Source organism: Algoriphagus sanaruensis (assembly GCF_001593605.1).
Taxonomy (GTDB): Bacteria; Bacteroidota; Bacteroidia; order Cytophagales; family Cyclobacteriaceae; genus Algoriphagus; species Algoriphagus sanaruensis.
Window position 1 is genome coordinate 2,218,071 of record NZ_CP012836.1, and the last position, 22,112, is coordinate 2,240,182.

The window sequence follows — 22,112 nt, forward strand, 5'->3', positions numbered from 1 at the left end:
TCCATCAACGGCTTTCCGTTTCACGCCTTTTTTCCTGTAATTTATCGGTGAAGTAAAGTTTCCTAAAATAATCTATTGTACTATGAAAAATCTGTTTTCGCTTGCCGTAGTTGCAAGTGGTCTGATGTTGAGTCAGCTAACCTTTGCCCAGCAAACTCAAACCCCTCCTCCAATTCCACCACAGGCGACCGAATTTTATACGCCAGTTCCTCCTAAAATTACTCCGGGAAGCCAAAATAACCTTCCCCCTTCAGACGCGATCGTTCTGTTTGATGGTTCAAGCTTGAATAATTTCGTTTCCGCAAAAGATGGCGTAAGTGCTGCTGAATGGAAAATTGAAAACGGGGAATTGGTAGTTGTTCGCGGAAAAGGCGATATCCAATCCAAACTTCCTTTTGGAGATGCTCAGTACCACGTAGAGTGGTCGGCTCCCACCGAAATCGTAGGAGAAGGTCAAGGTAGAGGCAATTCAGGATTCTTCTTGATGGGAATGTATGAGGTTCAAATCTTGGATAGCTACGAAAGTAAAACCTACACTAACGGACAAGCAGGTTCGATTTACAAGCAATATCCACCTTTGGTGAATCCGCTTAGAGCTCCTGGAGAGTGGAATTATTATGACATCATCTTTAGAGCTCCTCGATTTGACAAAAATGGCATTTTGACTTCACCTGCTACCGTAACTGTTTTAATCAATGGCGTGGTAGTTCAGAATAACGTGATCTTGAGAGGTCCTACTGAATACATTGGAATTCCAAATTACAAAGCTCATGCTGAGGAACTTCCGATCAAATTGCAGGATCATGGGAATCCAGTGCGATTCAGAAATATTTGGGTGAGGCCGTTGTAATTTCGGATTTCGGAGGGTTGATTTCAAATCTTCCGACATCCGAAATCCCAAATCCGAAATTTCACTTTTCTCCCGTTAACCAATAATCCAATAACAACCATGTCTTCAAGAAGAAAATTTATACAAAATACCATGCTCCTAGGAGCAGGACTGAGCATGCCAAGTGTGCTCACAGCGGCTGATTTCGGCCGTTTTACACGATCAATCGGTCCCAATGATCAAATCAATTATGGATTAATTGGATGCAAAGGAATGGGCTGGTCCAACATGAACGCACATCTAAAAATCCCTCAGGTGAATTGTGTGGCACTTTGTGATATTGATCAAAGTGTGCTTGACCAGCGAACCGAGGATGTTTTCAAGTTGAGAGGTACACGTCCTAAGCAGTATCGAGACTACCGCAAAATGCTGGAAGATAAAGATATTGATGTGGTCATCATCGGTACTCCGGATCATTGGCATTGTTTGAATATGGTGGATGCCGTTTCTGCAGGAAAGCATGTCTATGTAGAAAAGCCCATTGCCAATACGATTGAAGAATGCCAAATCATGGTTAGAGCCCAAGAACGGTATGGAAAAGTCGTTCAAGTTGGTCAATGGCAGCGATCCGGCTCCCAATACGATGAAGCCATTCAATATGTAAAATCAGGGAAACTAGGCCAAATTCGATTAGTCAAATGCTGGGCTTATCAGGGTTGGATGAAGCCAGTTCCTGTTGTTCCGGACGGACCAGCGCCCGCAGGAGTCGATTACGATATGTGGCTAGGACCTGCACCCAAGCGTCCGTTTAATGCCAACCGATTCCATTTCAATTTCCGTTGGTTTTGGGATTATGCCGGAGGTTTAATGACAGACTGGGGAGTACATGAGATCGATATTGCCTTGTATGCCATGGGTGTAAGTGCACCAAAATCAGTGATGGCTTCTGGGGGTAAATTCGCTTATCCTGACGATGCTTCAGAAACTCCAGATACCTTGCAGACGGTGTATGAATACGAAGGATTCAATATGCTTTGGGAACATGCCACAGGTATTGATGGAGGAAATTACGGAACTACAGAAGGTATCGCATTCATTGGTAATAACGCCACCTTGGTCGTCAACCGAGGAGGCTGGAAAGTAATTCCTGAAACAGAAAATGTGGATGGACAGCGCAAGCCAAAAGTAGAGGAAGTTCCTCATACTCGTCCTTCTGGACCAAGTGCTTTAGATCTCCATGCTGTGAATTTTGTCGAAGCTGTTACCGCCAACGATCCGAAGTTGCTCAAATGTGCCATTCAGACCGGTTCAGTAGCCGCGATCAATGCTCAGATGGGAAATATTGCGTATAAGACAGGCAAAAAAGTCTATTGGGATGCTGCCAAAAATATGTTTACCGATTCAGATGCAAATCAGTTGATGAAGGCAAACTATCACAATGGATGGCAGGTGCCGAAGGTGTAACGTCATTACGAGGAGCCCTTCAAGGTACAAAAGATGGTTAGAGAATGACGGAGGCGACGAAGCAATCTCATTGAAAGTACAAAGTATGATTTACGAACCCTCCGGAAAGTTTCTGGAGGGTTTTTCTATTATTTTCAGCACATGAAATGCAGAACTTGAGTAAATCTTTTCACTCAGTTATAAACTAAGGGCATTTCATCCAACCCTTGAAAATCAAAAAATAAACAGATGAAATCCCCTCAACTCGCTGTTATCCTTTTTCTTCTGATCACATTTTCGGCCTGTAAATCCGTTGTTCAGTGGGAAGGCCAAGGCCCAATTCAACTAATAGAAACCGTAGATAGACCTATTTCTATTCAAAAGAAACAAAGTTGGGACGTCGGAAATGGGATTTTTCTTTCCAACCAATTTGATGGAGCAAGACTCAATGAAGCGGAGAGGGTAAACGACACCTTGGTTCGAGTGATTCTTTTGCCAGAAAATGAACCGATTAATCCTAGTCCATGGTATGCATTTAAACTTTGGTCTAATCACTCCCAAGATTTTTGGATTGAGTTTAACTATGCTGGAAAGGGTTTTCATCGTTACTATCCGAAAATCAGTTTAGACGGGGAACGCTTCGAGAATGCGGATTCAAGTCGGTTTTTTCAACCATTCCATGAAAAAGGCAGACCAGAAAAAGCATTTTTGAAAGTTAGTGCATCGAGAGATACGCTGTGGATTGCCGCGCAGGATTTGGTGGGCACGCATCATGCGGAGGTTTGGAAAAACGAATTGCTGCGTCATCCATTTGTTTCAAAATCAAAAATTGGGGAAAGTGCTCAAGGGCGAAGTTTAGAGATGTTGAAAATTGGTGAGGCGGATGATTCAAAAATGGTGATGGCTATTTCTATGCAGCATCCTCCTGAAATCCCAGGGTACCTTGCATTGAAGGGATTTGTAGAGACCATTTGTGGAGATACACGGCTTGCCAAAAAGTTTCGTCAAAAATACAATACCTATGTGTTGCCTATGATGAATCCAGACGGAGTAGCAAATGGACACTGGAGACATAATGCAGGAGGAATTGACACGAATCGAGATTGGGTTAATTTGAATCAGCCGGAAACCAAAGCGTTGACAGATTTTATGAAAAATAAGGTCGAAGAAACTGGGGGTAAGTTTTACTTTGCTGCTGATTTTCATGCCACTTGGGAAGATATTTTTTACACGATGAATGAGGACCTTCAAGGGAATTCTCCCGGTTTAGTTCCGAAAGTGATCAAAGCTTCCTCCAAAAAAATAAAAGGGTATCATCCCAATATTCGCCCCGGAGAAGGAAATCAGCGAGGGGTTACTTCCAGTTCCTATTTCTTTTTTGAACACGGAGCTGAATCCATGACTTTTGAAGTTGGGGATAATACGCCTCGACCACTTATTCGAAAAAAGGGGGAGTTGACTGCGCAAATGCTCATGAAGTTTTTGCTCAAAGAAGATTAGAATTCGATTTTCAATCTTTCTAGAAAGATTGAAAATGAATTTTTGTTTCACCTCCGGTTTGTAAACTAGGGGTAGTCTCAAACGGCATTCCGCCAGTTAAAACCCAATTTTCCGCCATTGTAATAAAGGTTTTGAATTTCCCTCAGAATCAGTTTACATTTTGACTTCAGAGTAATTAACCTAAACTATAAACTAACAAACCCTTGAAGAGAAGAGATTTTATTCATCTTTCAGGCTTGGGCTTGGGGGCTATGATGGTTCCCAGTCTTGCAGCCTTTAGCAAGCCGGTTGCTGCCGAGCATCTCATGATGTCTGGCATGGACGCCGCGGCTAAAAAACTACTCGCGGATGTGGCCTTAAATACGGCAAGAGGTCTTGGAGCTACTTATACCGATGTTCGAATCGGAAGATACTTGCAGCAATTCCTTTTCACACGGGAGAAAAATGTCCAAGGAATTACCAATGCTGAATCATTTGGCGTCGGGATCCGAGTGATTGCAAATGGAACTTGGGGATTTTCTGCGACTTCTGACGTTACTCCTGATGGAATTAAGAAGTGCGCTGAAACGGCAGTTGCTATTGCTAAAGCTAACTCCAAACTTCAGGATGAGCCTGTTGAATTGGCTCCTGTGAAGTCCTACGGAGAGGTAAGCTGGAAAACTCCGATCCAAAAAAATGCGATGGAAGTGCCAGTAAAAGACAAAATTGATCTTTTGCTTTCTGTTAATAATGCGGCACTTGATAATGGAGCTGCATTTGTCAATTCAGCTCTTTTTATGGTCAATGAGCAAAAATATTTTGCTTCTACTGATGGCTCTTACATCGATCAGGATATTCACAGGATCTGGCCAAACTTCACCGTAACAGCAGTAAACCGACAAGAAGGAGTTTTCCGATCTCGTCAGGCCTTGAGTGCTCCAATGGGTATGGGCTATGAATATTTGGACGGATTGGCTTCCGAAAAATTCATGAATCCTGCTGGATTTAATAGCTATAGAAATAGCTATGACATGGTTGAGGATGCCATAGGAGCAGCAAACCAAGCAAAACAAAAGCTTTCTGCTAAATCAGTGCTTCCTGGAAAATATGATTTGATGCTTGATCCTGATCACTTGGGATTGACCATTCACGAATCTGTGGGACACCCACTGGAGCTTGATCGTGTGCTAGGATACGAGGCAAACTATGCTGGGACTAGCTTTGCAACGCTTGACAAATGGGAGACTAAAAACTTCAAATATGGATCCGATCTAGTCAATATTGTTGCGGATAAAGTACAGCCTCATTCCTTAGGAAATGTAGGTTGGGACGATGAAGGAGTAAAATCCAAAGAGTGGGATTTGATCAAAAATGGGGTTTTGGTGAATTATCAGGCTATTCGTGATCAAGCCAAAATTATCAACGAACCAGAATCTCATGGTTGCTGCTTCGCCGATAACTGGAGCTCGGTTCAGTTTCAGCGAATGCCAAATGTCTCCCTTCGTCCAGGAACAGAAAAAATGAGCCCGCATGATATGATCAAGAATATCGAGAAAGGAATTTACATCCTGGGAAGAGGTTCCTATTCCATTGATCAGCAGCGATACAATTTCCAGTTTGGTGGACAGCTTTTCTATGAAATCAAAAATGGAGAGATCGCCGGAATGCTTGAGGATGTTGCCTATCAGTCCAACACCCAAGAATTTTGGAACAGTTGCTCAGCCATTTGTGACAAAGATGATTACCGATTGTTCGGATCATTCTTTGATGGAAAAGGACAACCTTCTCAAGTTTCTGCTGTGTCCCATGGCAGTTCGACTACCCGATTTGACGGAGTCAATGTAATCAACACAGGTAGATCCATTTAAATTTTAAATCAACATCATGGCTATACTAACCAAAGAAGAAGCAAAAGCGATTATCGATAAGGTTTTATCTTTTGCTCAAGCAGACGAGACAGAAGTTACCCTCAGTGGTGGTCGGACTGGCAATATTCGATATGCAAGAAATACGGTAAATACCAGTGGAGAAACAGATGAAATTGGATTAAGCATTACCTCTGTTTTTGGAAAAAAATCAGGTTCTACGACCATCAATGAGCTCGATGATGAATCACTCAAGCGAGCAGTAGCTCGAGCTGAAGAGATCGCTCGTCTTGCTCCTGAAAATCCTGAGTACATGCCAATGCTAGGTCCTCAAACTTATGCTGAAGCTAAAACATTCGCTCCAGCAACTAATTCGATTAATCCAGACTATCGAGCGCAACTTGCGATCGATTCCATTAAGCCTTGTAAAGACAATAACTTGACTGCAGCTGGGTATTTGGAGGATTTTTCAGGATTTGTAGCGACAGGAAATAGCAAAGGCCTTTTTGGCTATAACCAAAGAACATCGGTAGATTTTACAGTTACCGTTCGGACAGCAGATGGAACAGGCTCAGGCTATGCTGGGAGAGATTTCAATGATGCAAGCTTATTGAAGGCTGGTCCAGTAACCAATATTGCCGTGCAAAAAGCTCGTGCGTCAGTGAATGCCCAGGCGATTGAACCAGGAAAATATACGGTGATTCTCGAGCCTATGGCTGCCAATGATCTTCTTAGATTATTGACTTTCGGAATGGATGCAAGAAGTGCAGATGAGGGGAGAAGTTTCCTTAGTAAAAAGGGTGGAGGTACCAAAATTGGAGAAAAGCTCTTCGACGAACGCGTAAATATTTATTCAGATCCGAATCATCCTGATATTCCTGCTGCACCTTGGACTGCCGAGGGCCTTCCAGCCGAAAAAACAACTTGGGTAGAAAATGGTGTCGTGAAAAACATGTTCTACTCCCGCTATTGGGCGCAAAAGCAAGGTGTTAATCCTGTTCCAAGACCTAGTGGGGTGATTTTCGAAGGTGGGGATCAATCTCTCGCGGATATGATCAGAAATACGGAACGAGGTGTTTTGGTGACTCGCTTTTGGTATATCCGAGCGGTAGATCCTCAGACTTTGCTCTACACGGGACTTACCCGAGACGGTACTTTTTATATAGAAAATGGTCAGATCAAATTCCCAGTGAAAAACTTCCGATTCAATGAGAGTCCGATTATCATGCTGAATAACATCGAAGCAATGGGTAAACCAGAGCGAACTGGTGGAAATATGGTTCCACCGATGAAGATTCGTGACTTTACCTTTACTTCATTGTCTGACGCTGTTTAAAGTTTGCCAACAGTCCACAGACCACAGTCGAGAGTAATTTACGCAAGTGAATCCTCCGAATGTCGGTCTGTGGATTTATCATTAAAATGAATACAAAATGGCTGTAGTCCGATAGCTATCCGACTGTTGACCGATGAAAACAACCAACTTCTTCTTCACCCGAATCAAATACACTTCTGGCAATTGGGATACGGATCAACGTATGCCCTCCAATATCCTGCATAGTTTGGTGGAATACACCACGATTCCGGTGGACGAAAAAGAGCGAGTGATCGAGCTGAGTAGTGAAGAAATCTACAAAAGCCCATTTTGCTACCTCAGCGGGCACAAGCTCGTGGAGTTTACCCAGCAAGAGCGGCAGATTTTCAAAAACTATGTGGAGCGGGGTGGTTTTGTCTTTGTGGATGACTGCAATCATGATATCGACGGGCTTTTTGCCAAATCCTTTGAAAAGGAAATGGAGCGAACTTTTGGTCCGGAATCTTTACAAAAAATCCCCAATGACCACTGGCTTTATCGATGTTTCTTCAAGTTTGAAGATGGTCCTCCGACTACCTCCTTCGAGCTTAATGGTTGGGGAGATGACTTGGTTCATGACTATTTGAAAGCCATTGAGATCAATGGTCGAATCGGAGTGCTATACAGCAATAAGGATTACGGCTGTGAGTGGGATTACGATTTTCGAAATAAACGATTTAATAAAATTGACAATACCCGCTTTGGGGTCAATATTGTCGTGTATGCTTTAACATAAACCAACTTGGAGACGGCACTCATTCAATATCAAGAGCTGGTGGGTAAAATTCCACAGCTTAAAAAGGAAATAGCAAAAGTTATCGTAGGTCAGGAGGAAGTTCTTGATGAGGTCATCATCACTTTGCTTGCAGGAGGGCATTGTCTTTTGGAAGGGGTACCCGGACTTGCCAAAACTCTTATGGTAAAAACCATTTCTCAGGTAATGGAGCTGAGTTTTAAGCGGATTCAGTTTACGCCAGATTTGATGCCGGGGGATATTTTGGGGACGGAAATCCTAGAGGAAGACCACAGTACGGGGCGTAAATTTTTCCAATTTAATCAAGGTCCCATTTTCGCTAACATGGTTTTGGCGGATGAGATCAACCGAACCCCTCCTAAAACTCAGGCTGCTTTGCTGGAAGCCATGCAGGAAAAGTTGGTCACCTATGCCGGGAAAAATTATGCTTTGCCTAATCCTTTTTTGATCATTGCTACCCAAAACCCAATTGAGCAAAGTGGTACCTATCCCTTGCCTGAAGCTCAATTAGACCGATTTCTCTTATACATCAAGCTGGGGTATCCTTCAGAAAAAGAAGAACTAGAGGTATTGGAAAAAACCACCGGTACCTATCAATCCTCGCCCCAAAAAGTGCTCAGTGGAGAAGATGTAAAACAGCTTCAAGAATTGTCCCGTCAAGTTCATTTGGATTCCTCCCTATTGGGTTATATCAATAGGCTGATTAGAGCAACCCGATTGGAAAACACCTCAGTATCCGAAGTGAAAACGTATGTAGAATGGGGGGCAGGAACTCGTGCCGGCCAGGCATTGGTGCTTTGTGCCAAAGCAAGAGCGATCGTAAAAGGAAGATTTTCTGTAATTCCCGAGGATATCCAGCAACTCATTTACCCAGTTCTGAGACACCGAATTTCATTGCATTTCAGAGCGGAAGCGGAGCAAATAGACACCGATTTCATCATTCGAAAAATCGTCGAACAAGTCCCAGTTCATGCCAAGTAATTTGGAGATTATCAAACTCAAAGACCTTCGCCTGTCAGCTCGACTGATCAGTCAGCAATTGAGACAGGGGATCCATTCCGGTGTTCGGGTTGGGATAGGAAGTGAGTTTGAGCAATATCGGCATTACCAGCCGGGAGACGATCCCAGCAGAATTGATTGGAAGTATTTTTCCCGATCAGGAAAGCACATGATCAAAGAATCAACCACCGAAAGCAATCTTCAAATTCGTTTGATGCTTGATCTTTCAGGTTCGATGAATTATTCCGAAAACGGCTTTTCAAGGTTGGAATATGCCAAAAATCTCTTGGCTTCGCTGGCCTATCTCGGCTTTCTTCAAGGAGATGCCTTGAGTTTTTACACTTTGGAAGAAGGAAAAATGGAGCAAAAAGTGAGTCCTTCGGCCAAGAGCTTTCAACGCATTTTAGGGATTTTGGAAAACGCTGAAGCAAAAGGTACATGGCCGATGCAACCAATTTCTTCCCCCTTTTTTCAGAGTCGTGATCGTGAATTGGTGATTTGGGTCTCTGACTTTTTACAAAAGGATTCGGAATGGGAAAGTTTAATCCAGCAATTTCAGCATCCCAGAAAGGAACTTTTGCTCATTCAGATTTTAGGACAGCATGAATTAGAGTTCAATTTGGATGGAGCACTGGTTTTTAAAGACTTGGAATCCACCTTGGAGATCATGCAAAATGGGCGTGGGATGAGGCTGGAATTTCAGAGGAAATTTAAGTCCTACCTAGATCAACTTGATCGAACCTTTCAAGGTAAAAATGTGCACTTACTACGCACTGCCATGAATGAGCCCCTAGCTGCAGTTATTCGGAAGATTTTAACATTTAAAAATCTGGTCTGATGGAGTGGATTCGGCCAACTTTACTTTGGGGACTTTTGGGCTTATTGGTTCCAGTAATGATCCACCTTTGGAATCGAAAAAAGGAGCGGGTGATTTATTGGGCAGCAATGACCTGGCTGAATCAGGAGGAATCCCAGTCCAGCCGATCGCTTAAGTTAGAAAACTGGATATTGTTAGTCATCCGAATGATTCTTCTTTTCCTTTTAGTCGTGTTGCTAGCAGGGATTTTTTGGAGTGGTTTGGATTTGAAATCCCAAGAATCCAAAATTCTTCATCTTGTCTTGCCTGAAGAGCAAGTCGTGGAGGAATTTCGATTTGAACTAGCGCAGGCTAAAGAGTCTGGGCAATCGGTGTTTTGGTTAGCTTCTGGTTTTCCGAGCTTTTCCTTTGAGTCTATTAAAAGTCTAGAATTTTCAGCCGAAAACCTCCAAAGTTATTTGGATGAAATCCCAGAGCAGGTGGACTCACTCTATATCTATACTTCTTTAGAGTCTTCCATTTTTCCCAAAAGTACCTATTGGGTACCTGTTAATCCCAAATTTAAAATTGCTACGATCTCTAAGGTCAAGCCGAAATATCCCTCTTTTCGTTTAGGTTCCGGAGAGGTGCTTACAGTTGATCAGGTTGGGAATTTGGTCAAATTGCCTGAGCAAAACGTCGAGTCATCTCGTCCTTTCGAACCTATTTCAGTGGCCTTTATAGAGTTGACTGAAAATAAGAAAGTTGAAATTCTAAGAGCCCTAACAGCCATCCAAGAAGTATATGGGTTGACATTTCAAGAGGTGGATTCTGCCTTCGCTCAATTTATTTTTTCTGACATTCTTCCTTCAAGTTTGTTAGAAGGTCAGTTTATATTTTTAACAGGTAATCAGGAGTTTGCAAATTCAAATCAAAAATACGCTTTAGCATCTTCGAGCTTCCAAACTTGGGATCAAATCACTCGAAAAGGAATTCTCCCAGAATTGATTCTTGCTCAGATTTTGAAAAAAATTGGATTTGAAAATAAAGTAGCTCCCATTAGCTTTTCTCAGTTGGAGCAGAAATTTCAACTCATTCCAACTGCTCAAAAAGCGCAAGTCGCCAATACGAATGAATTGATTCTAGCTCTCTTTTTGGGTTTGTTTTTTCTGGAACGTTTCCTAGCATATCGTACTAGATTGTGAAAAACCTGAAAGTACATATCGCATCTATCGAGCGCCAGTTGATTATCAATGGAGTGTTTAAAGCAATGCTTCTTGGAGTTAGCATATTTCTCATTTTTGGTCGATCCAATTTCAATGGAATGGGTTTGGCTGTTTTTTCAATTTTTGTAGGATTGATTACAGCAATTGGATTTGGAGCTTTTAAAAATCAGCGTCAAAATGCCATTCAAATACTCCATCAGGAAGTGCCAGAAATGGAGTTTAGTCTTGAGTTATTACAAAAGGACTCGAACCTAACCATTGCGGATAAGCTCCAACTTCAACGGATTGGAACTTTGATTTCTCCCAACCTTTCCATTTGGAAAAGGGGATTGTGGCCATTTCTTTCGATCCTTTTGATTTCGGTTATCCTTCATTTCAGTTTTTCTTTTTTGTCTTCCTCAACTGAATCTTCCTCGATTCAAGCGGAAGAACAGCTTGATGAAAAGTTATCGGAGCAGAATCTTCCGAGCCTTCCGGTCTTCGAATCTGCGGAGGTCAAAATTCAGTATCCGGCCTATACCCGAATTCCTGATCAAACTGTTTCCAATCTGAATGTCAAAGCTTTGAAGGGTTCAATCCTGACTTGGATGTTGACCTTTCAGAATTCCCAAGATTTGGACGTGTTTTTGGTCAATTCTAGGAATGAAAAACTAGCTTTTCAGCAAGATTCAGGAGGGTTTCAGCTTCGAGATCAGCTTTTAGGATCAGGTATTTATTCCATTCAGGCTATTCAAAACGATGAGGTAGTTTTTCAATCGGAATTTTACACCTTGGAATCTGTCGAGGACATGAGCCCTGAAATTGTACCGGAGGAAAAGGAAGTTTATAAATTCTTTTTTCCAGGAAACAATCCGAAACTGATGCTTGGAGCTGAAGTTTCTGATGATTTTTTGGTTGAAGAAATGGTCATCGTAGCGACTTTGGCTCGGGGTAGAGGAGAAAATGTGAAGTTTAGAGAAACGCAAATTCCGATACCAACGAAGTTTTTCAAAAGCCAAGATGTAGCGGTGCAATTGAATCTTTCTTTGCTGGATTTTCAGCCAGGAGATGAATTGTATTACTACTGGTCAGCAAGAGATAATAAAAAACCGGAAGCGAATACCTCAAGATCAGATACCTTTTTCATCAAATATTTCGATGAAAATGACGAAAGTGAGGAGGCATTTGCGGGAATGGCAATCAATGTTCTTCCAGATTATTTTCGAAGTCAGCGCCAAATCATCATTGACACTGAAAAGCTCATTGCTGAGCGGAACAAAAAGTCCGAAAAGGATTTCAATTTCACTTCCAATGAGATTGGCTATGATCAAAAACTCCTTCGACTACGCTACGGGCAATATCTCGGAGAAGAGTTTGAATCCAGTGCCGGTGGGGAAATTTCCGAAGGAGAAGATGGAGACTTGTTGAGTGGCTATATGCATCTTCATGATCAGGAAGGTGAGCACGATCCCGAATTTCAAATCCAAGGAGAAAAGCAGGGCGAGCATGTCCATGAATTCGAAAGCGCCAGCTCTGGAGGTGTTGAAGACTTGTTGTCCGAATTTATGCATGCCCATGATTCGGAGGAAATGAATACCTATTTCGAAAAGAGCACTCGTGGAGCCTTAAAGTCGGCACTCGATCAAATGTGGCAGGCAGAGCTTTATTTGAGGCTTTTTGAACCTGAAAAGTCTCTGCCTTACCAATACAAGGCCTTGGAAATGCTCAAAACTGTTCAGCAAAAATCCCGGGTTTACATCAAGCGAACAGGGTATGATCCACCTCCTATTAAGGAAGCCGAACTTAGGCTAACAGGTAAATTAGAGGAATTAGAGACTCGCTTGGAAAAGGAACAGGCGAAATTGGATCAGCAGATCGAGCCCTTGGCTTCGCTTGTTTTGGGTTTATTAGAAAAGCAGGACTTGAGCCAAGAGGAGAAGAAACAGGTCCTAGAATTAGGACACCTTTGGTCACAACGAATGCAAAATTCAGGAATACAAGATTGGGAGGTGCTTGTCGCCTTGCAGGAATTGGAACAAGGAAAATTGGACGCAAATCGGAAAAAGATTCTCCGTGAAAAGTTGTATCCACTTTCCAAAAATTACAAGGTGTTAGATCCAAGTCAATTTGGGAATTCAGCCTTGAAAAAGGCTTATTTAAAGCAAAACAGATGACAATTGAATTTCTCCCATTGGTTGATCTTTTTTGGGCTTGGATCTTTCTGATTCTGGTTGCTTTGGCTGGATTCGGATATTCCTTTCTTTATGCCAATCATGGAGTTTCTAAAGCTAGAATCCTGACTAAATCGCTCTTGTTTTTCGGTTTTTGGATTTTTTTAGCTCTTGTTATTCTTAATCCTCAATTTGAGTCGGAAGGTAAAATTGAACCTTTAATCGTCTATCAGCAAGGCTTAAGCCAGGAGGAAATTTCCTTTTGGAAAGATAGTTTAAAGGTCAAGCAAGCGGTTGAAATTTCAGATTATCAGGATGGGTCCTCGAAGGTGATTTTACTCGGAGAAGATTTTTCTGCTGAGCAATTGTATCCTTTTCAAGCCAAAGAAATTCAGTGGGTTACTCCTCGAAAACATGGGTTGGTCGATCAGATTTCCTGGAAAGGTGCTGTGAGAAAAGGAGAGAATCAGCGGATCTATTTTTCCATTTATTCCTCCCAACCTTCCTCTTGGTTGAAAGTTTTGATTCCCAACACGGATTCCGTTGAATTATCTCCAGGTTGGAATCAGGGAATGTTGGAATTTCAATCGAATGGATTAGGAAGAGCTGAGGTTCCTTTTACACTTGGAAATGATACCTTGGGCCTGATTCGATATTTTATTGAGCCTGCATTACCCAAAAAGTATCTGATTCAAATGGGCTTTCCCAGCGCAGAAACAAGGACTTTTGTCAATTGGCTTCGAGAAAAGGGTGAGACAGTAAGTGAGGAAGTTCAACTTTCAAAAGAGACGGTGATCGCTTCAAATGCGGAAAAAGATTCCGTTCAGGTTTTGATTATTGATCCTGCCCAATTGAATAAGAGGAATATTCAGGATTGGGTGAAAGATGGAAAGGGCAACCTTCTCATTTTTCAAGTGGATGATACTCAAGAGGTAGACAATCTAGTTAATCGGATATTTCAAACTGAATTTGAAGTGGAGCAGGCTTCGGAGGAATTGAATCTTGGACTGCGTGCTTTGCCTTACCGCTGGAAATCAAAGTCAAACCAAAGCTCTTTGATTGAGGACCGTATTGCTGTCCAGCAATTAGGGAATTCCCAAATTGGAATTAGTCTTTTGGAATCGAGCTATTCCTTGATTTTTCAAGGAAATAATTCGGTATATGAACGTATTTGGGGTGAAGTATTGGGAGCGATGGAGCCTGACGAATCAAGCGCTATTCGATTTGCTGCTCCGGTTTTTGAAGGATTTTCGAGTGAATTTGAAATAGTTCAAAGTGATTCTGTCCCTGAAATTTGGCTAGCTGATTTGGATACAATTTCGTTATCTAAGGATCTGATTAACCCTCTTTTATCAAAAGGAATTTATGCTCCATCTCGTGAAGGCTGGATTGATTGTGGTGCCAATTTTTCGATCTATAGTTATGGTAATCATGAGTTTCCAACCGCCCAAACTGCTAAACGCTTTAGTGAATTCTCTTCTATAAACCAAAAAAGCGAAACTGAACTGGGTCGTCCAATTTCGCCTTGGGTGGGATTGTTGGGAATGATGATCTTTTTAGCAGGAATCTGGTTGGAGCCAAAAGTTTCTTTTTAAACCATTTTTTCTACCATACCCAAGTGCCAGTTGCTCCAGGATTTAGCGTTGCTGTAATTCTAGTTTCCTTGTCTTGAATGGCAAACTGAATGGGAGATTCAGAATGATTTAAGGCGATCAATACTTTTTTGCCGTCAGGACGGATATAGGCCACATTTGCCAAACCAGGTAGTTCATTGGAATCTACTCTGGTAGATCCTGCATCCACAAACTTGCTGGCATGAGCGATGACATAATAGGCTGGATTTCTCACGACGATATTCTTTTCGATGGTAATTGCTCCCAAACATCGGTCACATCCTCCTCGGTCGGTATGTGGAGTTAGTTCAGGATTAGAACTTAAATTCCACTCCAATACAGTTTTTGCCCAATTCCTTGGTGCACCAATCACTAGATTTTTGACATGCCAAGGTATATCTCCTTCCAAACTGCCCGGAGCACCTACCCACTGTTCGGTGAAATAAATGTTTTTGTCCGGGAATGCTTGGTGAACTTCCGTTAGGGCCTCGATTTGTCCTCCATAGAGATGAAAGGCCGAACCGTTGATGTATGGATTGGCGATTGAATCTGAAAGGACCTGAATGGGATAATCAGGTCGGTCAGCATTGTGATCGTAGACGATAATTTTGGTTAGGATTCCTGCCGCTTGAAAAGCAGGACCTAAATGCTGCCCGATAAATCTAGCCTGTTGTTCAGGAAGCATGAGCAAAGAAGGATTATTGCCCGGATGCAATGGTTCATTTTGAATAGTCAACGCATCGATAGCTATTCCATTTTTAGCCATTTCCTGAATGTATCTCACCAAATAGTTCGCATAAACTGCTTCAAATTCAGGTAAAAGCGAACCTCCTCTCGTATCCTTATTATCTTTCATCCATTTCGGAGGAGACCATGGAGAAGCCATGATTTTGAGCTCGGGATTGATACTTAAAATCTGTTTCAATACTGGAATGACATCTAGGGTGTCGTAACTCAAACTGAAATTTTCCAATTCAGGATCAGTGGCGAGTGAATCAGCCAAGTCGTTGTAAGAAAATGGGAACTCATTTAAGTCGGAGGCAGCTACGGCTAACCTCAGGTAATTGACACGAATATCCTGTTCCCCTGAGCCAAATAATTCCTGAAGGATCGAAGTTCGAGCCGAATCACTCATCGATAGAAGGTGCTTAGCAGATCCTTGACTGAGTGTAAATCCGAATCCATCCATGGCTTGATAGGTGGTTTCCGAATCAATTCGAATTTCTGGGATTGAATCTTCGGAAATATGATCTTGTTGGACTTTTTGGAATAAAATCCCTGATTTGGGATCAGTAAGCCAATATTCTTGTGTGGGCTCAATTGGCTTTTGACAGCCGAAAAAGGTCGCTACACAAGCCGCTAGTAGGAATTGTGATTTTGTCATGGTCAAGGATGAATGATCCATAAGGGGTGTTCTGGGATCAAATTTTGTGAATTGGATTAAGAATCCAAGCAGAAGGAAACTTAAAATCTTTGGTGCTTAATTCCAGCCTTTTTCTAGTTTGGAAAGGATTTCTTCGGGAAAAATCAACTTAGCAATCGGATCATTCGCACGATATTCCCCGAAATACCATTGATTCTCATCCTTCTTTGAATTGGCTATGAGGGTATTTTTCACCTGAATGCTAAATTCCAATGCCTCTCGATCAAATTGAATTTCCTGGCCTGAGTAAGCAATAGAAAATCCATCCATGATTTGTTGGATTTCTTTTTCGGTTTGGTAAAGATCAGGATTGAGTTGAATCAAAAGTCGCATGCGATAATCAACGGGGACATAGGAGGTGTCGCTCAGGATAAATTCCTTTTTGATATGAAGGATTTCCATATCCTGAAAATCCATTTTCATTCCTGCATCGGATTCCATTTGTCCATACAATTGGATCAGCATGTCTTTGCTGACAAATGAAAAAATCTTTGGATTCGCCAATTCGACAATAGTAGTCCAATCTTTGGTTTGTGTCGCTTCAAAGTATTTTTCCAATTGATTCGTGATCACTTGTTCGTTTTGAGCAAACGTGAATTGCACCAGAACTAAGGAAAAAATCAAGGAGAGCGTGTATTTCATGACAAAATGATTGAACTCATGGAAAAAAGGAATTGAATTTTAGTTTCTGAACTTTTTTTGAATCTAAGCCAATTTTCTTCAATCCTTTGAAAATTCAAACGTTAAAGATGCATCACTTAAGTTGGCCGAACTCAGACCGATTTTGTAGGTATAAAATCCATCTCGAAGTGGGGTTTCACCGACATAATCATTAGGAACTAGCTGGAGTGGTTTACCATTTATCCGGAGAAAAACGGAGCTATATCGAAAAGCAGTCTCAAATTGCTGATAGTCCGAATTCTCTCTAGGAAGGATAGTTCCGAAGAAACCTTCCCGATTTCCAGTGATGATGGTGACTTGATCAAATGTGACATCCGAATTGTTTCGAACTCGAATAAATACTCCACTATCCTCACCATCTACAGCATCACATGCCGCAAATCCGAGAATCAAGATGAATGAAAGGAGTAAACGTTTAATCATGTATAAAATTTAGGAGAAAAATCTCGAACAAAACAAAAATCCCCCTGCAATTTGCAGAGGGATGTAGGTACTTAATTTGCTTTAGGTCGGAAATATCGAATTGGAGGAGCTGGTTCAGGTTTAAGTTGTACTCCTTCGGTGGCCATTCGGTCCAGTGCTTCTTTGACTGCACGTTCCAATTGTGGGTCTCGGCCTTCGATAACATCTTTCGGTGTTTGTTCCACCGCAATATCAGGGGAGATCCCTACGCCTTCTACTGCCCATTCTCCATTGATATCAAAGAATCCGCCTCTTGGAGCTACCATTCGTCCACCGTCCACAAAAGGAGGAGTATCCCAAGTTCCCACGAGTCCTCCCCAAGTTTTGGTGCCGATAAGTGGTCCAATCTTCATTTTATGGAAAAGATAGGGGAGAAGGTCTCCTCCGGATCCGGCTCGCTCATTAATAAGCATGACTTTTGGTCCCCAAATCCCAGACATCGGGGTGGTAAATGGCTTGTGATCATTGGCTCTAGAGTTAAAATAACCATGAAGTTCTCTCGCCATAATATCTACCATGTAGTCGGCGGCAGAGCCTCCTCCGTTGTTTCGCTCATCAATGATGGCTCCCTTTTTATCTTGCTGCGCAAAATAGTAGCGATTGAAATACGTATATCCAGGTTGACCGGTATTTGGAATGTAAACATAGGCAAGTTGCCCCTTGGAAAGTTCATCAACCTTTCTTCGGTTTCCTTCTACCCAATCCATCATTCGGAGTTGATTTTCGCTAGCAACTGGGACTACTTGAATTACTCGAGCACCTTCAAGTCCTGGCTTAGTATTAAGATGGATTTTGGTCGGCTGATTAGCTAAACCTTCGAAATACGTGTACAAGTTAGAATTGGCTGAAATCGCTTTTCCATTTACGCCAACGATATATTCTCCAACTTTAGCTTGAGCACCAGGCTGAGCTAAAGGAGCTTTTAGCGTCGGATTCCAACTCTCCCCATTGTATATTTTTTTAATTCTATAGTGTCCATTTACTACCTCGTAATCAGCGCCAAGTAAACCGATGGATACGGTTTTGACGTCAGGAAAATCACCTCCTCGCGTATAACTATGTCCCACGGCCACTTCGCCTCCTAGAATATCGATGATGTAATTCATGTCGCTTCGATGTCTTACATGGTCTACCCAAGGCTTATACCAAGTATAGATTTCGTTCCAAGGTGCTCCATGGACATTGTCTACGTACAGAAAATCTCGCTGATATCTCCAGCCTTCACGATAAATCTGCTGCCATTCCTCCCGAGGATTGACTTTGACTTTCATGGATGAAATAGCTTTTATCGCCCCATCTCCCGCTTTTTTATTAGATCCGCTGGTTTCGGTGATTCCCCAGGTACCATTGCTTTGGTACAACATGGATTTTCGATCTTTCGAAATCACAACCTGATTTACTCTTGACATAAAGTCCTCAGATTTCCGTTTCTTCAGATCATATTTTTTGAGTGCAGTACCTTCATTTGGGATTTCTTCCATGTAAAAAATCATCCCCTCCGGACCGGCTGCCAGACCGGAATAGTTTCTTGAAGGGATATCAATTGCGATAATTCTATTTTGAATCCCCTCTGCATCAATTTTTACTGATCCTGCCCCCTCTGTTTTTTTCTCCTCTTTTGGAAGATTTTCTTCGTCACTAAGTGGAAGAAGGGGGGAGGCATCGTTAGTATTCAATATTGCTAAATAGAGACTTCGTGTAATCGGTCGGTCGTAGCTACTCATATCTAGCCAACCGGTGTTCAAACCAAAGTCTGTACTCGCCAAGAAATACAGGTACTTGCCACTTTCATCCCAAACTGGAGAAATAGCATCGGCGAGTTGATTGCTGATTTGGATTTTTTGATTGGCCTCTACGTTAAGGACAAAAATGGATTTAAACTGATTGTCCATGAGTCTGGAGTAAGCTATCCACTTTCCATCCGGAGACCATACCGGATTCATACTTCGGTTGGGATGTGCAAATCGGTCCGTTTCTACAATTTTACCTTGGCCGGAAGTCACATTTACCACCCAAATGTTGTAATCCGTGTCAGTAAAGGCAATGTGGGTGCCATTGGGTGACCATTCCGGCTTAAAGAAAAAGCTTGGGTCTGGCAGCGAAATAGTCTTTTGAACACTTCCATCTTGGTCAGCAATGATCAGCTCATATTCTCCACTTTTGTCCGAGAAATAGGCGATTTGCTTTCCGTCTGGTGACCAAACTGGTGCGCGTTCTGCAGATTTGGAAGAGTTGCTTAGATTTCTACCCGCGCCATTTTCTTTTGGAAAGCTCAAGATTTCACCTCGATACTCAAAGATAGCCCGCTGTCCGGTTGGGGAAAGTTGAGGATTGCTCAGATCATTTCCGCGTACGTCCACCCATCGCTCTCTTGCCCAATGAAAGTCACCTTGAACCTCAATGCTAAGTTTGCTGAGCGTTCCCGTACTTGGGTTATATAAGTGAAGGTAGCCACCTTGCTCCAAGATGATTTCCTCTCCATTGGAGTCTATGCTTTTGATATCAAAATCCTTCAGGAAAGTTTCCTGCTTGTCTTTTCCGGTAGCAGGATCGTAGGACCAAAGATTAGCTAGGTAATCTCGTTCGGAAATGTAAAACACTTTATTTCCCAACCAAACAGGATCCGTATGCCGCTCATTATCGGGTTGCGGAGTCATTTGAAGGGAATAATCCTTCAAGTCTACTATCCAAATCGGTTTGGCTTGTCCACCTCTATGGTTTCTCCACTCTGGATCCCAAAATGAAATTTGCTGGTAAGCGATATGTTTTCCGTCAGGAGAAATTTCCCCATTGACAGCACGTGGAATTGCCATGGGTGAGGGCATCCCTCCGTTTTTCGAGATTTGAAAGAATTTTGACTCTTGCGTATTATGACCTTCTCTACCGGAGGTGAATGTGATGTAATTTCCATCGGGTGACCATCCAGTAACCAAATCTGCTCCTGGATGCCAAGTAAGGCGTTGAGGTTCACCTCCCGAAGCTGGAATCAAGTAGACATCCACATTTCCATCGTATTCTCCGGTAAATGCGATAAACTTTCCGTCAGGAGAAAAATGTGGTAACGTTTCTTCACCTTCATTGGAGGTGAGCCGAATCGCTTGGCCTCCTGCTTTGGAAACTTTCCAAAGGTCATTGGCATACACAAAGACGATTTCAGTCTGGCTTAGGGTAGGTTGGCGGAGGAGTTGGGTGCCTTGACCAAAGGCTGAAATACCCATCCCCGAAGCCAAAATCAGCGTGAGGAGTTTGTTCATAAGCAAAAGAAATTTGGGTTTAGCGAAAGTTAATCGAAACCAAAACAGATCACTAACCGATGGTCAAAAACAAATTAAGCTATTGTCTATGCTCGTCCCCGTTTAAAAATTTTAGGACAGGGACAATTTCATAATTTGGATTTGCCGGTAATCCGGGATCATCTGTTCGAAACCTAAGGTATAGGTCAGTACTTTTTGGAATCCAAGTTTTTGGTAAAAACGCATCGCTTGTGCTTGACACTCCATGGCTTCAAGCCAAATGGATTCGAGCTGGTTTTCCTTAGCTATTAAGATGCAATGATCTATGAGTAGTTTTCCGATACCAGTTCCGTGGGCATTAGGATGGAGGTAAAGCCTGTGAAGTTTCATGGAATTTGGGATTTCTACTTCCCTTGGAGAAAATGGGAAATCATACTTCAAAATTCCGAGTTTTTCATCTTTCCACTCCACAAAAAAGTAATGAGAGCGACTTCGCGAAAGCTCTTTGAGTACAGTTTCAGGTCGATAAATCAGATCCACATACCAATCCCCTTCATCATGCCAGATATAGCGATAACTCGCTCGGTAGACTTCATTCATCAGATCAAAAAGTTGAGGCTGATCTTCTGGTTTTATTCGGATTAGGCTAAGTTGATCGGAGAGAGAAATGGCAGGATTCATGCTCGAAAAATAAGGAAAAGTAACCGATCCAAGGTCTTTGGTTTGGTTCAATAATTAGGATTAGAAATTTTTTAAAAAGGGTCCAAAAAGAAAAAACCACAGACTTTTGGTCTGTGGTTTTAGGTGTTTATTTTGAATTTTTACTTTCTAGCTAAAGCTCTTTTTGCAGCCTTTACGATGTTTTCGGCATTCAGACCGTACTTTTCCAGCAATTGGGTTGGCGTACCTGATTCACCGAAGCTATCATTTACCCCCACATATTCGAGAGGAGCTGGATTGTGTCTAATTAAGGTTTGTGCGATACTGTCTCCAAGGCCACCGTTGATTTGGTGCTCTTCAGCGGATACCGCGCAACCTGTCTTTTTCACGGATTCCAAAATAGCTTCTTCATCCAATGGTTTGATGGTGTGGATGTTGATCACTTCAGCATAAATGCCTTCTTCCCGAAGCATAGCCTCAGCCACTACAGCTTCCCAAACCAAATGACCTGTAGCAAAAATGGTCACATCCTTGCCATCGATCATTTTCCAAGCTTTTCCAATTTCAAATTTCTGATCTGCAGGAGTGAAGATTGGCCAGCTTGGTCGTCCAAATCTGAGGTAAACCGGACCTTCGTATTCTGCGATGGCCAAGGTTGCTGCCTTGGTTTGATTGTAGTCACATGGGTTGATCACGGTCATATTTGGAAGCATTTTCATCATGCCGAGGTCTTCCAATATTTGATGCGTGGCACCATCTTCTCCAAGCGTCAAACCTGCGTGAGAAGCACAGATTTTCACGTTTTTGTCTGAATAGGCAACGGATTGACGGATTTGGTCATAGACGCGACCAGTCGCAAAATTGGCGAAAGTACCTGCGAATGGAATTTTTCCATTTAAAGTCATCCCTGCAGCAAGGCCAATCATATTAGCTTCCGCGATTCCAGTTTGGAAAAAACGCTCGGGGAATTCTTTTTGAAAATCTCCCATTTTCAAGGATCCGATTAGATCCGCGCAAAGTCCGACTACGTTTGGATTTTTTCTTCCTGCTTCCAGGAAACCGTCACCGAATCCGGAGCGGGTATCTTTTTTTTCTGTATAGGTAAATTTTAAGTCTAAGCTCATCTTCGTGTCTTTTGGGATAAG

At 42.3% G+C, this 22,112-nt stretch carries 17 protein-coding genes; 11 read left to right on the plus strand and 6 right to left on the minus strand.

Features of this window, described 5'->3' with window-relative positions; genetic code table 11:
• Positions 1–82: 82 nt before the first annotated feature.
• The 11 genes from AO498_RS09710 (at position 83) to AO498_RS09760 (ending at position 14,490) form a co-directional block, all read left to right on the plus strand.
• Positions 83–850: a 3-keto-disaccharide hydrolase gene (locus AO498_RS09710; protein ID WP_067546656.1), complete on the plus strand. Its 768-nt coding sequence runs from the start codon at positions 83–85 to the stop codon at positions 848–850.
• Between the two features lie 99 nt (positions 851–949).
• Entirely contained in the window at positions 950–2,293 is a 1,344-nt protein-coding gene (locus tag AO498_RS09715) for a Gfo/Idh/MocA family protein (protein ID WP_067546658.1), read from the plus strand.
• A gap of 228 nt (positions 2,294–2,521) precedes the next feature.
• The gene (locus tag AO498_RS09720; protein WP_067546661.1) at positions 2,522–3,772 is read left to right on the plus strand and encodes a M14 family metallopeptidase; all 1,251 of its coding nucleotides are present in this window, start codon (positions 2,522–2,524) and stop codon (positions 3,770–3,772) included.
• A gap of 203 nt (positions 3,773–3,975) precedes the next feature.
• Positions 3,976–5,619, plus strand: a complete 1,644-nt coding sequence (locus AO498_RS09725) for a TldD/PmbA family protein (protein WP_067546664.1) — start codon at positions 3,976–3,978, stop codon at positions 5,617–5,619.
• Between the two features lie 16 nt (positions 5,620–5,635).
• On the plus strand, positions 5,636–6,952 hold the full coding sequence (locus tag AO498_RS09730) for a TldD/PmbA family protein (RefSeq protein WP_067546667.1): 1,317 nt from the start codon (positions 5,636–5,638) through the stop codon (positions 6,950–6,952).
• 133 nt (positions 6,953–7,085) lie between these two features.
• Positions 7,086–7,706: a DUF4159 domain-containing protein gene (locus AO498_RS09735; protein ID WP_067546670.1), complete on the plus strand. Its 621-nt coding sequence runs from the start codon at positions 7,086–7,088 to the stop codon at positions 7,704–7,706.
• Between the two features lie 6 nt (positions 7,707–7,712).
• Complete coding sequence (locus tag AO498_RS09740; protein ID WP_067546673.1) at positions 7,713–8,705, plus strand: AAA family ATPase; 993 nt, start codon at positions 7,713–7,715, stop codon at positions 8,703–8,705.
• Positions 8,695–9,561, plus strand: coding sequence for a DUF58 domain-containing protein (locus AO498_RS09745; protein WP_067546676.1), 867 nt, complete (start codon positions 8,695–8,697; stop codon positions 9,559–9,561). Before AO498_RS09740 ends, AO498_RS09745 begins: the two co-directional genes overlap by 11 nt.
• The gene (locus AO498_RS09750; protein ID WP_067546679.1) at positions 9,561–10,724 is read left to right on the plus strand and encodes a BatA domain-containing protein; all 1,164 of its coding nucleotides are present in this window, start codon (positions 9,561–9,563) and stop codon (positions 10,722–10,724) included. The genes AO498_RS09745 and AO498_RS09750 overlap by 1 nt, the downstream gene beginning before the upstream one ends.
• A complete protein-coding gene (locus AO498_RS09755) occupies positions 10,721–12,898 on the plus strand; it encodes a hypothetical protein (RefSeq protein WP_067546682.1) in 2,178 nt (725 codons plus the stop codon). The genes AO498_RS09750 and AO498_RS09755 overlap by 4 nt, the downstream gene beginning before the upstream one ends.
• Positions 12,895–14,490 carry a hypothetical protein gene (locus tag AO498_RS09760; protein ID WP_067546685.1) on the plus strand — a complete coding sequence of 532 codons (1,596 nt, stop codon included), beginning with the start codon at positions 12,895–12,897 and terminating at the stop codon, positions 14,488–14,490. The genes AO498_RS09755 and AO498_RS09760 overlap by 4 nt, the downstream gene beginning before the upstream one ends.
• Before the next feature lie 10 nt (positions 14,491–14,500).
• Here the strand turns inward: AO498_RS09760 and AO498_RS09765 are convergent, their stop codons facing one another.
• The 6 genes from AO498_RS09765 to AO498_RS09790 all read right to left on the minus strand — a co-directional run bounded on the left by AO498_RS09765 (position 14,501) and on the right by AO498_RS09790 (position 22,091).
• A complete protein-coding gene (locus AO498_RS09765; RefSeq protein ID WP_067550401.1) occupies positions 14,501–15,892 on the minus strand; it encodes a glycoside hydrolase family 30 protein in 1,392 nt (463 codons plus the stop codon).
• A gap of 96 nt (positions 15,893–15,988) precedes the next feature.
• Positions 15,989–16,573, minus strand: coding sequence for a hypothetical protein (locus AO498_RS09770; protein WP_067546688.1), 585 nt, complete (start codon positions 16,571–16,573; stop codon positions 15,989–15,991).
• Positions 16,574–16,651: 78 nt separating this feature from the next.
• Positions 16,652–17,035: a hypothetical protein gene (locus tag AO498_RS09775; protein ID WP_067546691.1), complete on the minus strand. Its 384-nt coding sequence runs from the start codon at positions 17,033–17,035 to the stop codon at positions 16,652–16,654.
• Between the two features lie 71 nt (positions 17,036–17,106).
• Positions 17,107–20,328, minus strand: coding sequence for a S41 family peptidase (locus tag AO498_RS09780; protein ID WP_067546694.1), 3,222 nt, complete (start codon positions 20,326–20,328; stop codon positions 17,107–17,109).
• Between the two features lie 111 nt (positions 20,329–20,439).
• On the minus strand, positions 20,440–20,988 hold the full coding sequence (locus tag AO498_RS09785; protein WP_148660216.1) for a GNAT family N-acetyltransferase: 549 nt from the start codon (positions 20,986–20,988) through the stop codon (positions 20,440–20,442).
• Positions 20,989–21,128: 140 nt separating this feature from the next.
• Positions 21,129–22,091 carry a transketolase family protein gene (locus AO498_RS09790; RefSeq protein ID WP_067546701.1) on the minus strand — a complete coding sequence of 321 codons (963 nt, stop codon included), beginning with the start codon at positions 22,089–22,091 and terminating at the stop codon, positions 21,129–21,131.
• Positions 22,092–22,112: the final 21 nt, after the last annotated feature.